The 12,390-nt window shown below is 60.7% G+C and carries 9 protein-coding genes and 1 tRNA gene; 9 read left to right on the forward strand and 1 reads right to left on the reverse strand.

Going from position 1 to position 12,390, the window contains the following annotated elements:
• The first annotated feature begins 130 nt into the window (after window positions 1-130).
• The 5 genes from KMZ68_RS14130 (at window position 131) to KMZ68_RS26230 (ending at window position 5,099) form a co-directional block, all read left to right on the forward strand.
• Complete coding sequence (locus tag KMZ68_RS14130) at window positions 131-691, forward strand: beta-1-3, beta-1-6-glucan biosynthesis protein (RefSeq protein ID WP_215611920.1); 561 nt, start codon at window positions 131-133, stop codon at window positions 689-691.
• Between the two features lie 182 nt (window positions 692-873).
• Window positions 874-3,552 (forward strand): glycosyltransferase, encoded by a 2,679-nt coding sequence (locus KMZ68_RS14135; RefSeq protein WP_215611921.1) that lies wholly within the window; start codon window positions 874-876, stop codon window positions 3,550-3,552.
• Between the two features lie 150 nt (window positions 3,553-3,702).
• Window positions 3,703-3,778, forward strand: a tRNA-Lys gene (locus KMZ68_RS14140).
• A 693-nt stretch (window positions 3,779-4,471) separates the two neighbouring features.
• On the forward strand, window positions 4,472-4,807 hold the full coding sequence (locus KMZ68_RS14145) for a hypothetical protein (protein WP_215611922.1): 336 nt from the start codon (window positions 4,472-4,474) through the stop codon (window positions 4,805-4,807).
• A gap of 25 nt (window positions 4,808-4,832) precedes the next feature.
• A complete protein-coding gene (locus KMZ68_RS26230) occupies window positions 4,833-5,099 on the forward strand; it encodes a PilZ domain-containing protein (RefSeq protein ID WP_215611923.1) in 267 nt (88 codons plus the stop codon).
• A gap of 124 nt (window positions 5,100-5,223) precedes the next feature.
• Here the strand turns inward: KMZ68_RS26230 and KMZ68_RS14155 are convergent, their stop codons facing one another.
• Window positions 5,224-5,460, reverse strand: a complete 237-nt coding sequence (locus tag KMZ68_RS14155) for a hypothetical protein (RefSeq protein ID WP_215611924.1) — start codon at window positions 5,458-5,460, stop codon at window positions 5,224-5,226.
• Window positions 5,461-5,723: 263 nt separating this feature from the next.
• Between KMZ68_RS14155 and KMZ68_RS14160 the strand changes: the two genes are divergently transcribed.
• From KMZ68_RS14160 to KMZ68_RS14175, 4 genes are all read left to right on the forward strand, one after another.
• Window positions 5,724-7,409, forward strand: a complete 1,686-nt coding sequence (locus KMZ68_RS14160; RefSeq protein WP_215611925.1) for a TolC family outer membrane protein — start codon at window positions 5,724-5,726, stop codon at window positions 7,407-7,409.
• Window positions 7,410-7,666: 257 nt separating this feature from the next.
• Window positions 7,667-9,883 carry a type I secretion system permease/ATPase gene (locus KMZ68_RS14165; protein WP_215616331.1) on the forward strand — a complete coding sequence of 739 codons (2,217 nt, stop codon included), beginning with the start codon at window positions 7,667-7,669 and terminating at the stop codon, window positions 9,881-9,883.
• Complete coding sequence (locus tag KMZ68_RS14170; protein ID WP_215611926.1) at window positions 9,870-11,120, forward strand: HlyD family type I secretion periplasmic adaptor subunit; 1,251 nt, start codon at window positions 9,870-9,872, stop codon at window positions 11,118-11,120. The genes KMZ68_RS14165 and KMZ68_RS14170 overlap by 14 nt, the downstream gene beginning before the upstream one ends.
• Window positions 11,121-11,337: 217 nt before the next feature.
• Window positions 11,338-12,366 carry a transglutaminase-like cysteine peptidase gene (locus KMZ68_RS14175; RefSeq protein ID WP_215611927.1) on the forward strand — a complete coding sequence of 343 codons (1,029 nt, stop codon included), beginning with the start codon at window positions 11,338-11,340 and terminating at the stop codon, window positions 12,364-12,366.
• Window positions 12,367-12,390 lie beyond the last annotated feature (24 nt).

Genomic DNA, 12,390 nt, shown 5'->3' on the forward strand with positions numbered 1-12,390 from the left:
TTTGCTGGACAAAATCTGAAATGTCCGTCATGGGAATCCGGCAGGGTCGCCGCCGCATTGGGGACCCATTTAGGCGGCATCACACCAGCCGTCCGGACCGAGCGCGGACGGGCAACACATCGGGGAATCTATGCGTCGACGGGTGCTTCAGAGTAGAAATGCGGTTTTGCGCCACCTCGCCATTCCCGTGCTCGCCCTCCTGATCGGTGTCGGCAGCGCCCTCGCCCAGAGCGGCGATACCCGCGCCCAGGACCCCAAGGCGCCCGCCGCCAATCCCGCCGATACCGCCAAGGACGACCAGCGCAAGACCGACCAGTTCGTCGAGGCGTCGCAGGCCATCAACGGCCCGGCCGGAAACCCGGAATGCGTCTGGCTCGGCCGCCGCATGGTGCGCCTGATGTGGCTCGACGATCTCGATACCGCCTTCCGCCATCTCGATCTTTACGACCGTTTCGGCTGCCCCGGCGGCCACATCCAGGCGACCTTCCGCTGCCTGACCCGGTTCGGCGCGTCGATCGATTCGAAGGTTCCGGAGTCGCTTTCCGGCCGCATTCACGCCTGCTGGATCAATCCCGCGGCGCAACCGCAGGCCGCAGCGGCGGCAACGACGGCTCCGGCCGCCACGACGGCCGGAAGTGCGGCCGCCGCACCGGCGGCCTCACCCGCACCGGCCGCCGCGCCGGCGAAGTAACCGAAACCCAACCAGACCTTCTTCCCGCGATTTTGAATCGGCTGCGCCCTTAAAACGCCACGGCGTCATACCAGTTGTTAAATCGCGTGGCAGGATTATCCTTTGAGATGCCGCCGTGTCGGTCGGACCTAGGGGACGGGTTCGCTTTCTTTTCAATGCAGGCCCCGTATGGTTTAGTCGCGATGCGCGCCGTCGTCGCCGTTCTGTTGTTTGTGACTGCCGTTCACGCTGCCATGTGGGGGCTGCTGCGGGACAAGCAGCAAGCCCCGGACTTCAAGGGCATCCTGCCGAGCGTCTCCTACGCGCCGTTCGAAGGCACCGGGCATCCCGACGTCGACAACATTCCGAGCGTCGAGAAAATCCGCGCCGACCTCAAGACATTGTCGCGGACGACGCGGGCGATCCGGCTCTATTCCTCGACCGGAGGCGTCGAACTGGTGCCGCCGATCGCCGCGGAATTCGGACTGAAAGTCACCGTCGGCGCCTGGATCGACAAGAATTCCGAACGCAACGAGCGCGAGATCCAGGCCGCGATCAGCCTCGCCAAGCGGAACAGCAATGTGAACGGCGTCGTCGTCGGTAACGAGACGATCTACCGCGGCGAGCAAAAGGTCGACGACCTGATCGAGCTCATCAAGCAGGTCAAAAAATCGGTCAATGTCCCTGTTACAACAGGTGAAATCTGGAATATCTGGCGCGACAATCCGAAGCTGGCCTCCTCGGTCGACTTCATCGCCGCGCACGTGCTGCCGTATTGGGAGAACTTCACCGACAAGCAGGCGGTGGATCAGGCCGTTTATCTCTATGGGTTGTTGCGCGAACAGTTTCCCGGCAAGCGGATCGTGATCGCCGAATTCGGCTGGCCCAGCGCCGGCTACAATCTGAAGAACGCCGAACCCGGCACCTTCGAGCAGGCCGTGGTGCTGCGCAACTTCGTGACCCGCGCCGAAGCCATCGGCATGGAATACAACATCGTCGAGGCGATCGATCAGCCCTGGAAGTTCTTCGAAGGCGGCGTCGGGCCCTATTGGGGCATTCTCAACGCAGCCCGGGAGCCCAAATTCGCCTGGACCGGCCCGGTCGTGAACGAGAATTACTGGAAACTCGCGACGATAGCGGTGCTGGTCGGCATCCTGCTGTCGCTGCCGATTCTGCGGCTCGCCCAACCCACCGTGATGCAGGCGCTGCTGCTGTCGGCGGCGTCCGCCGGCGTCGGCACCTGGGCCGCCACCGTGTTCGCCTATTGGGAAGGCCATTACTTCGTGTTCGGTTCGGCCTTCGCGCTGACGCTGGGACTGATCCTGCTGATTCCGCTGGTGCTGATCGCGATGGCGCGGATCGAGGAAATCGCGGCCATCGCCTTCGGCCGCAAGCCGCGCCGGCTGATCGTCAAGGGCGACCCCGTAGCGCCGGCGACGATCGGCGAGAACATCTCCTTCCCCAAGGTATCGATCCACATCCCCGCTTATTTCGAACCGCCCGAGATGCTGAAGCAGACGCTCGATGCGGTGGCGCGGCTGGACTATCCGAACTTCGAATGCGTCGTCATCATCAACAACACGCCGGATCCGGAATTCTGGCAGCCGATCCAGGATCACTGCCGGGCGCTCGGCGAGCGCTTCGTGTTCATCAACGCCGAGAAGGTCGAGGGCTTCAAGGCCGGCGCGCTCCGTATCGCGATGGCGCGCACCGCCGTGGACGCCGAGATCATCGGCATCATCGACGCCGACTATGTGGTGCAGCCGGACTGGCTGAAGGACCTGGTGCCAGTGTTCGCCGATCCGCGCGTCGGCCTCGTGCAGGCGCCGCAGGATCATCGCGACGGCGATACCTCGCTGATGCACTACATCATGAACGGTGAATATGCCGGGTTCTTCGACATCGGCATGGTCCAGCGCAACGAGGCCAACTCGATCATCGTCCACGGCACCATGTGCCTGATCCGGCGCGCGGCGATGGATATGGCCGGCGGCTGGGCCGGCGACACCATTTGCGAGGACACCGATCTCGGCCTCGCCATCATCGAGCACGGCTGGCTGACGCACTATACCAACCACCGCTACGGTCACGGCCTGCTGCCCGACACCTATGAGGCCTTCAAGAAGCAGCGCCATCGCTGGGCCTATGGCGGCTTCCAGATCGTCAAGAAGCACTGGCGGCGGTTCCTGCCGGGCGCGAGCCGGCTCTCGCCCGATCAAAAACGCGAATTTTCGCTGGGCTGGTTGAACTGGCTCGGCGCCGAAAGCCTCGGCGTGCTGGTCGCGATCCTCAACCTGATCTGGGTGCCGATCGTGGCGTTTGCCGGCATCGCCATTCCCGACAAGATCCTGACGCTGCCGATCATCGCCGCCTTCGTCGTCTCGCTGCTGCACTTCATGATCCTGTACCGGCTGCGGGTGCCGGTGAAATGGGGCCAGATGCTGGGCGCCATGGTCGCGGCGATGTCGGTGCAGTGGACGGTGTCGCGCGCGGTCGCCAACGGCCTGATCACCGAACACCTGCCCTTCGCCCGCACCTCCAAGGGCGGCCTGTCGCGGATGTCGATCGAATTCCAGGCGTTCTGGGAAGCCGTGATCGGCGTGCTGCTGCTGGTCGGCGCCGCGGTCCTGGTCGTCACCAACAGCCAGAAGGAAGTCCGCGAAATCTATATATTCGCGGCCGTGCTGGTGCTGGAAAGCCTGCCGTTCCTGTCGGCGGTGGCGATCGCCATTCTCGAGAGTTCGCGGATCAATTCGTTCGAGTTCTGGCGCTATGCCGGGGTGCGCAGCGCCGAACTGATCGGGCTGCGCCCGGTGGCGATGCCGACGGTCACCGGCACCTCGCAGCCGGTGGCGTCGGAGGTTCGCCGCGAAGCCAGTTGACGGGAGCCAGTTTTCCGGCATCCGCGGGGCATGAAGAATTGCCGCTAACGGCCGGTACCGGCTGGGAAATCCGGGCCGTCCCCAACGGGGCACTTGCGCTTCGCCGCGCTATTGACCCGCATCCAGCCGCCCCCTACACAGCGCGGCAGTGAGCGCGTAGCTCAGGTGGTAGAGCACGTGACTTTTAATCATGGGGTCGAGGGTTCGAGTCCCTCCGCGCTCACCATGACAAAATCAAATCAATAGCTTAGGCGTGATCTTGTCCCCGCATTTCGGCCGCTATTTTGCCGCTTGCGCACACTGTGCACACAGACTTCCGGCTAGTGGTGCAACTTTCTCAACTCCGTTCCAGAACGGAAAAGACCCCCGCGTGCTCGATGAAAATGACGTTCGCGCAGCGCTGTCCGATATCTGTCCCGTCGGCGTTTTCAGCGTGGACGAAATCCATGAATATCATCTGGATCCCGGACTCATCTTCGGGAGCTGGTCCGCTGAGCAGGATCGCATTGCCAACTTGCGAAACTCATTTCGACTATTTCAGCCAATCTCGATGGGCGCGCGACGACCTTGAGCGCCCTGCAAGGCGGTCTGCATCAGCGGCTTGATGTCGAGACTAAAGACTACTCGCATTGGATCCTGACGTGGGATGAAGAGCACGCAACCGACGTCTCTCGAGCCCCGAACATAGTTCATTTTCCGTCAGTATCCCTGTCTTGCATACGCCAAGCCGATCTCTCCCCTGATCAACAATGGCAACGCATCAGGCGCGCCGAGGTTTCGTCGTCTTCACGTGGTGTGCGGCTCAGAGCCACACCCGACTGACGCGACTAACCTCAAGTCAACGAGCCGTCAGGGGTAACCTTGACGGCCCACTAGTGTCAGCCCCGCTGCCTGCATCCGCTGGTGATGAGTTCGAGTCATGAGACGCTGGCGGACAGTCCGCCAGTATCGCCCGCATGCTGTTCGCGATGACGCCGAGGTGAGGATCGACGCCGTCGATTGCCGAGTCGTGCTCGATACTCGGCGACATATCGGCGAGGTGTCCCGCCTAATGTTAGAAGTTGCGGTTCGGCACGGCGATGACATGATGACGTTCGGTGATTTCAAAGAGCTGGTTCTCCGGGTTGCTGCCGACGCCGGCAGCGTCAAAGCCGCTATCAAGCGGCTCAACCCGCAGGCGACCGCCAGCCGCTTGAGGTATTCCTCTCAAGGTCCGATCTGCACAAAGTTACGCAATGTGATGAACGAAGCTTAACCGTTCAGCGGCAAGAATACTCGGCATGCTCAAGGACAGATCACGGCTCCAGCAAGAGCGTCAGCAGATTCGCAGGCGTCGCCGTCAATCGGCCTGGATCACGTTCGACGGCGAGGCAACAGATCGCGAATGCTGGGTCGCGGATGTTTCACAAGGCGGCGCGAAGATAACTGGCGTTGCCGCAGAAGTTGGAAGTCAGTTCGACATTACTCTCGTGCCCCACGCACCCAAGCGGCGTTGCGAAGTTGTTTGGCGTCATGGGAGGACATTAGGCATCAAATTCTTGGGCTGAACTGCTTCAGCCGTGCATGGCCTCGAAAAATCTGGTCACACCGACGCCTGATGCCACCTTGCCCGATAAACCGACGCGGACACGCGCGCGGCTAAGTTTGCCGAGACCACGCAGGACGAACGGTTCATTCAAAGGGCAGCGTTGCCTGATCCTCGGACCAGTCGATAACCTCGAAAAACATCCCGCGCCTCAGCATTTCCGCCTCAATCTCTGCGGCATGCGTTTTCCACTCGGCGGTCTCCCGAACACGAAATCTTGGCTCCTCGCCAAGACCGCTGCGTCCGTCATCCGCCGCTAGCGCCCCGCGGATGCCCTCGTACATCATGGTGAGGCTGTCATTTGTGAAGGCTTGATAATTCATCGTCCCCCAGGCCCTGAAAACCCTGTGATTTCCGCAACCTGCACGAGCAGCAAAACTGGCGCGTCGGCAGACCAGCCAGCTAGCCCTATGATGGTAATATGACACTTCTCACCGACTGAGGTCACTTTGTTAACAATAGATAAATGCGCCGAGACCTGTGGCCGAAATGTCATAGGTGATGTGGTGCCCCTTTGCTACGCTTCCCTTTGTTCTTTTGAGAATTGGTCGCGAGTGCATTTTGGTATTGTAATGGGACGGGGCAAATGAAATCCGCATACTTTGCGATCGCCGGTCTCGTATTGGTCGCCAGCCCTCTGGCGGCCGAACCTTTTTCGATCAATGAGGCGCTCAAACAAGCTGTACAGACCAATCCGGGCGTAGGTGAGGCTTCGGCGAACCGCCGCGCCACTGAATCCGAGCTTCGACAGACTCAAAGCACATTGCTTCCCCAAGTACGGATAGAGGCTCGGTACGGTCCCGAAAAGTTCGACCAGAGCGCGGCTGTAGGCAGCTCCAGTGCCCTGCCCGTTCCTGTTGTGGGAAATGGCGCCTGGCGGAACGGTTCGCAGGAATCCGTGGTTGTCAGGCAAATTCTTTTCGATGGATTTGCGTCAATCCACGATATCTGGCGCCAATCCGCCAGGGTCAATGCTGCCGCGTTTCGCGTTCGCGAGCGAACGGAATTGATCGCACTGGACGCCGCTGAGGCGTACGTCGATGTCGTGCGGTATTTGCGGCTGGTGGGCCTTAGCGAGCAAAACGTAGCCAATCACGAGAAGATATTCTCGAATGTGAATTCGCGATTTTCCGGCGGGCGAGCCGGCGAGGGTGACCTCGAACAATCCCGGGAGCGAGTCGAAAACGCTCGCGCTACGCTTGCGGAGTTTCGCAAGAGCCTTGATGACGCCCGGGCAAAGTATCGCAAAGTTGTAGGGCTGGAGCCGGTCAATTTGCGATTCCCAGGCCCCCTCGCCGGATTGCCGCGCTCAAAGGATGAAGCCCTTGCCGTGACGATTCGCTTCAACCCTACCATTCAGGCCGCCCAGGCAGATGCTGACGCGGCGAAGCATGCGTTTCGGGTAACGGATGGCGCGTTTGTCCCGACGTTCTCGCTCGAAGCCCGCGCAACTCACAACGACAATACCTATCCCTATCTGGGCGTCACGCACGACGACTATAGCGGCAAGGTGGTGATGTCCTGGGATATCTTCCGTGGCGGACAGGACGTTTGGCGCCGTTCGGAAATGGCCGAGCGTCATACCGAAACAACGATGCGTCATGCTCGATTGCAGCGCGACGCGCTCGAGTCGATCGACAAGGCCTGGTCGGCGCGTACCATTACCGCAACTCGGGTCGCCGCATTGACGCGGCAACTGCAGGCGGACCGGAAGACCATCGCCGCTTTCGATAAGGAATACGAACTTGGTCAGCGCTCCCTGATTGACCTTCTGAATGCGCAAAACCAGTATTTCAATGCGGCCGTTTCGCTCACCTCCTCGCGCGGCGTGATCGTGTTCGCCGACTACCAGTTGCTGGCCGCCATGGGGACGCTTCTTGAATACCTCAAGGCCCCTCCGCCGGTGGATGCTGCTCCGCTTGATACGCTTGCGGGCGGCTTTGTCCCGTACAAGTTCCCCACGATCCGAGTAACGTTACCGCAGACCGGATCGGAGCCGCTCCGCGTCTCCGACGCTGCCATTGGTGGAGCTTCGGCCGGTGCCAATGCCTATGCCGCCGTCGAGCCTCAGGATGGTTTCAGGGATCGCTGGCCGCACTGGGCGTTCGCGGCGAGGATGCTGGGCGCGCCAGAATGGTTCGCCCAGAAAAAGGGCCGCAGTCCCGAGTCCGCCGTCGCGCATGTAGACCCGACGGAGCAGCGAGCTATGTCCTATGCTGCGGCTGATAAGGGCAAGCCATTTTGGCTGCTGACGGCCTTCGCGCCAAAGTAACCTCCGGGACTGCCGACCGGTGCCAGGATGGCTGCCGCGGGAAGACGGTTAGCACGCCGTCCCGATTAACTGTCCGGCGGGATATCCGACAGAGCGAATGATTCGGGTCGCAAATTGCTGTATTGTAAGAGTTATTGCTCCTGCGTCCGATATTTCCGCAGGTCTTGTCCACTTACGATCAGAGGCTTTGGATTTTGCTGTTCCGGAGACGCAAGTCGGCTAAGGGCCTGCCATCCAAGGATGAGCCGGAACGGAAGATCGTTGCGCCGCCTGAGACGAACACTCCTCGACACGATCCACTGGCCGCCTCTCTAACCTATCTGGCCGCACACCATGGCCGGGCGATAAGTCGCGAGGCTCTCCTCGGGGGCCTTCCCATCCTTGATGGGCGGCTATCGGTAGCATTGTATGACCGGGCGGCCAAGCGCGCTGGTCTCGAAACCGAGGCCATCAAGCGAGCCGTTACCGACATTCCAGCGATGGTTCTTCCCGCCGTTCTGATTATGAAAAACGGGACTGCGCTCATTCTCCTCGGGATTGATGCGAATAACCAGAGCGTCAAGATCCTCGACCCCACGGTGAAGCCGAGCACTCCGCGAATTGCGGGCGTCGATGCGGTGACAGCGGATTATACGGGCTACGCGTTTCTGGTCAGGGCTGCGGCTGAATCCGATGCGCGCGCAGTCGCTGCTGGAGACCTCCCGCGAAACCACTGGTTTTGGTCCGTCGTCAAGGTGCACTGGCGCAGTTACGGACACATTGCGCTCGCCGCTTTCCTGGTCAACATGCTCGCGCTTGCGACACCATTGTTCATCATGAGCGTCTACGACCGGGTCATACCGAACGGCGCCATTCCTTCCTTGATTGCATTATCGATCGGGATGGGCCTCGCCATTGTCTTCGATTTTGTGCTGCGCACGGTACGAAGCCGCATGATTGACATGACCGGCAAGACCGTAGACGTCGTTCTCGCGGCAAATATTTTCGAACACGTAATGGCGGTGAAGATGGCGCAGCGGCCGGCTTCTGTCGGCATCATCGCAAATCAGCTCCGCGACTTTGATTCGGTTCGCGAGTTTTTCACTTCCGGTAGCGTGGTATCCGCGACGGATTTGATTTTCGCCATCCTGTTCGTGGGTGTTCTCTTCATTATCGCGGGACCGTTGGCGTGGGTTCCGCTCGCCATGTTGCCGATCATGATCGCGCTCGGCTTGACGATGCAGCGTCCGCTCGATCGCGCAATGAAGCGGCTGCAGGCTGAATCAGCAGCACGTCACGGCGTTCTCGTGGAGTCCCTTTCCGGTCTGGAAACGGTTCGTGCGACTGGCGCTGAAGCCCGCATGCAGACCGCATGGGAGCGCTCGGTTGCCGCGACCGCGCGATCGGGAGAAGACGTGCATTTCTGGGCCTCGCTTACATTGACGAGCGCCAACGCTGCACAGCAGCTCACCAGCCTCCTTTTGGTGATTATCGGTGTCTTTCTCATCCTCGACGGAAAACTGACTGTCGGCGCTCTGGTCGCCGCCAATATGCTGGCGGGGCGCGTTCTGGCGCCGATCGCGGGCATCGCATCGGTAATTACGCGCGGGACCCAGACCCTGTCAGCGCTGAAGGCGATCGATCGCATTATGTCATTGGAGCGCGAACGATCGCCGCAGCGCGCTTACGTCGCGAGGAAAATCGACCAAGGACGGATTGCTTTCGAGAACGTCAGCTTTTCCTATCCGGACGCCCCTGCCAAGGCGCTGGAGAAAGTTTCCTTCAAAATCGAGGGTGGCGAACGGATCGGCATTATCGGACGTGTAGGGTCCGGGAAAACGACAGTCGGCCGGCTCTTGCTCGGTTTTTATGAAGCCCAAGAAGGTCGAATCCTGATCGATGGCGTCGATTCGCGTCAATATGATCCTTCGGATCTGCGTACCGGCATCGGATTTGCGATGCAGGATACCGACCTGTTCTTCGGAAAATTGCGCGACAATATTGCGTTGGGCAAGCCTGACGCGACCGATGAAGAAGTTCTCGCCGCTGCGCGGCTTTCGGGCGTAGAGAGTTTTATCGCCGGACATCCGATGGGGTACGATATGCCTATCTCGGAGGGCGGTCGCAGTCTGTCCGGCGGCCAGAAACAGGCCATTGGACTGGCCCGCGTACTGATCAGGAAGCCACGTGTGCTGTTCCTGGACGAGCCGACTGCGCATTTTGATGTCCGCAGTGAAGCCGAATTCCTGGAGCGACTGAAAGCGATCGGTGGTGAGCGGATGACCATCATCATCTCGACGCACCGGCTTTCGCTCCTCAGCATGGTGGATCGACTGTTGCTGTTCGACAACGGCCGCTTGGTCGCCGACGGGCCGCGCGACAAGGTGTTGGCCCTCCTCCAAGGGAAACATGCTGCGCCACCTGCCGATAAAGCGGCCCAGCCTAATCCCACGCAAAGAGCAACTTTGGTGCAAAAGCCTAATGCCGCCATCTGACTTTGCCTTCGCCAACGACATCCGGGCGGCGGCGGCGCTGCGGACGCCGCGGACGTCACGCATGCTGTTGTTGACGTTCCTGGCTCTCCTGATGTCGTTTCTGGTGTGGGCCCACTTCGCGGTTCTGGACGAGGTCAAACGCGGCAATGGCAAGGTCGTGCCGTCACGCCAGACCCAGGTTGTCCAGACCCTTGAGGGTGGCATTGTCGGCGATATCCTTGTGCAGGAAGGCGCCATCGTTCAGCAAGGTCAGTCCCTGATGCGGATTGACGACACCAAATTTGCTTCGGAATTCGGTGAAATAAGGGAGCGGCGCGCGGCGATGGCTGCCCGTGTTGCCCGGCTCGAGGCGGAGGCGCGCGGACGAAACGATGTCACGTTTCCCGACCAACTCGATAAGGTAGTGCCGGCTTCGGTCGCTACCGAAACCAGCGTGTTCAAGATGCGCGCGCAGAAATTGTCGCAAGACGTCGACGTGTTGAACCAGCAGGTAACCCGGCTCACCGGCACTCTCAAATTGCTGGACCGCGAACTCGCCCTCACCCGCAAGCTTTACGAACAGAAGGTAGTCCCCGAGATCGAGATGCTGCGGCTGGACCGCCAGGCGACCGAAATGAGAGGCCAACTCGCCGAGACTCAATCAAAAATCAATTACGCCATAACGTCTTTCCGATCGCAGGCGGATGAGGATCTCGCCAAGTCGAAAGGGGATCTGGCCGTCCTGGATGAAAACATCAAATCTGCGCAGGACCGCGTGCGACGGACCGACCTGAAGGCCCCGGTACATGGCATCGTTAACAAATTGAACGTGACCACGATCGGCGCGGTGGTCCAGCCCGGCGCCAACGTGATGGACATCATTCCGCTCGACGATTCATTGCTGGTTGAGGGCCGGATCCGCCCGCAGGATATCGCCTTCATTCGCCCCAACCAGGACGCGGTGGTCAAGATTTCTGCTTATGATCCCTCGGTTTATGGCTCGCTGAAAGGCAAGGTCGAGCGCATCAGCGCCGACACCATCGTCGACGAAAAGGCCGAGAAATCGGAGCGCCAGGAGACTTTTTACCGGGTGATGGTTCGAACCGAGAAGAACCATCTTGGGACAGCCAAGAATTCACTGCCGATCATTCCCGGCATGGTCGCCACGGTCGAAATCCTCACCGGTGAGAAATCGGTCCTGGACTACCTGCTCAGGCCTGCCCGCACCTTGCGTGACGAGGCCCTGCGCGAACGTTGAGCGCGCGGCGGTTTGCTTAACAAACCGTCATTTTCGATCGTTCAATTTTGAATGGTCCTGCAAACCGGCAATTGACCGCCTTTCCGACATTACCGCCGTCCCCTGCCCCCTCTTAACTCCGCATAAGCAGCAGAGGCCGCAGGCTCCGTCCCGATAACAGATTGGGACGGAAGATCGACGCAAAGACGTTGGCTGACGTTCCGGACAAGGGGACGTCATGACGCCGCGTTTGGAATTGCGGGTGCTTCGCTCGTTTGCGTTTGTTGCGGGGCTCACTGTTTCGATTATCGCATGTGCGACCTCCGGTTCATTCGCGGCCGAGGAAGTCGTCGTCGCCGAAACTGCCGCTGATTTTAGCCCCGGCGCCGACCGGACGTCGATGCGCCCTCCTGCAACGTTTTTCAGTATCAACGCCGTCCTCGCGAAACACGACCAGCAGCGCGGCCGCGGACCTGGTGCCATTCGTCTGGCCTCGCTCACTCCCCCGTCGAATTCCGCGACGGACGCGCAACCCGCGTCGAGGGAAACTGCGCCGGCCGGCAAAGATCCCTTTGGCTTGTTCACGTTTCGCGCGCCCGAAGGCCTGCTCTGGCGCAAGTGGCGCGGCGTCGAAGCCGCCATGGCGAAGGAGCAAGCCGTTCTGGATCAATGCCGGGCGGATGCCGGGAACTGCCCGTCGTACGCCGCGCAATTCATGCGGCTGATCCACGCCGTCAAGTCAAAGTCCGGCCGCGTCCAACTCGACGAGGCCAATCGCGCCGTCAACACGGCGATCCGCTATGTCAGCGACTATGCCTTGCATGGTGAAGCGGATCGATGGAGCACGCCGCTCGCGACTTTTGCGACCGCGAAAGGTGACTGCGAGGACTACGCAATTGCCAAATATGTGGCCTTGAGCGAGGCGGGCTTTCCCCGTGAAGATCTCCAGCTGGTGCTGGTTCGCGATCGCGCGGTCCGTCAGGATCATGCGGTGCTGGCCGCACGCCTCGACGGCCGCTGGCTGATCCTAGACAGCCGGCATTCCACGCTGGTTGAGGACTCCGATGCCTCGAGCCTTACGCCGTTGTTCGCTATCAACCAGCGGGGCGTGCATCTGTTCGCGGCGCCCTATGCGAAACGACCGCTACTGGCAGACGAAGTCGAGGCAGCACCGGCGGCGGCAGGCGGCGACGTCACGGAATGGACCGGCGCGGAGGCATCGAGCGACGGCAGCTTTCAGCTCTTCACGCTGCCCCTCCTGATGTAACAAAACGGCCCGCCGGCTGTCCGG

It is taken from the genome of Bradyrhizobium sediminis, assembly GCF_018736105.1.
In the GTDB taxonomy this organism is placed as follows: Bacteria; Pseudomonadota; Alphaproteobacteria; order Rhizobiales; family Xanthobacteraceae; genus Bradyrhizobium.

Bases quoted from the DNA above. Each gene is read 5' to 3' on its own strand.
- KMZ68_RS14160 (WP_215611925.1), top strand. From the start codon at position 5,724: ATGAAATCCGCATACTTTGCGATCGCCGGTCTCGTATTGGTCGCCAGC.
- KMZ68_RS14155 (WP_215611924.1), bottom strand. From the start codon at position 5,460: ATGAATTATCAAGCCTTCACAAATGACAGCCTCACCATGATGTACGAG.
- KMZ68_RS26230 (WP_215611923.1), top strand. From the start codon at position 4,833: ATGCTCAAGGACAGATCACGGCTCCAGCAAGAGCGTCAGCAGATTCGC.
- KMZ68_RS14175 (WP_215611927.1), top strand. From the start codon at position 11,338: ATGACGCCGCGTTTGGAATTGCGGGTGCTTCGCTCGTTTGCGTTTGTT.
- KMZ68_RS14145 (WP_215611922.1), top strand. From the start codon at position 4,472: ATGAGACGCTGGCGGACAGTCCGCCAGTATCGCCCGCATGCTGTTCGC.
- KMZ68_RS14135 (WP_215611921.1), top strand. From the start codon at position 874: ATGCGCGCCGTCGTCGCCGTTCTGTTGTTTGTGACTGCCGTTCACGCT.
- KMZ68_RS14130 (WP_215611920.1), top strand. From the start codon at position 131: ATGCGTCGACGGGTGCTTCAGAGTAGAAATGCGGTTTTGCGCCACCTC.
- KMZ68_RS14170 (WP_215611926.1), top strand. From the start codon at position 9,870: ATGCCGCCATCTGACTTTGCCTTCGCCAACGACATCCGGGCGGCGGCG.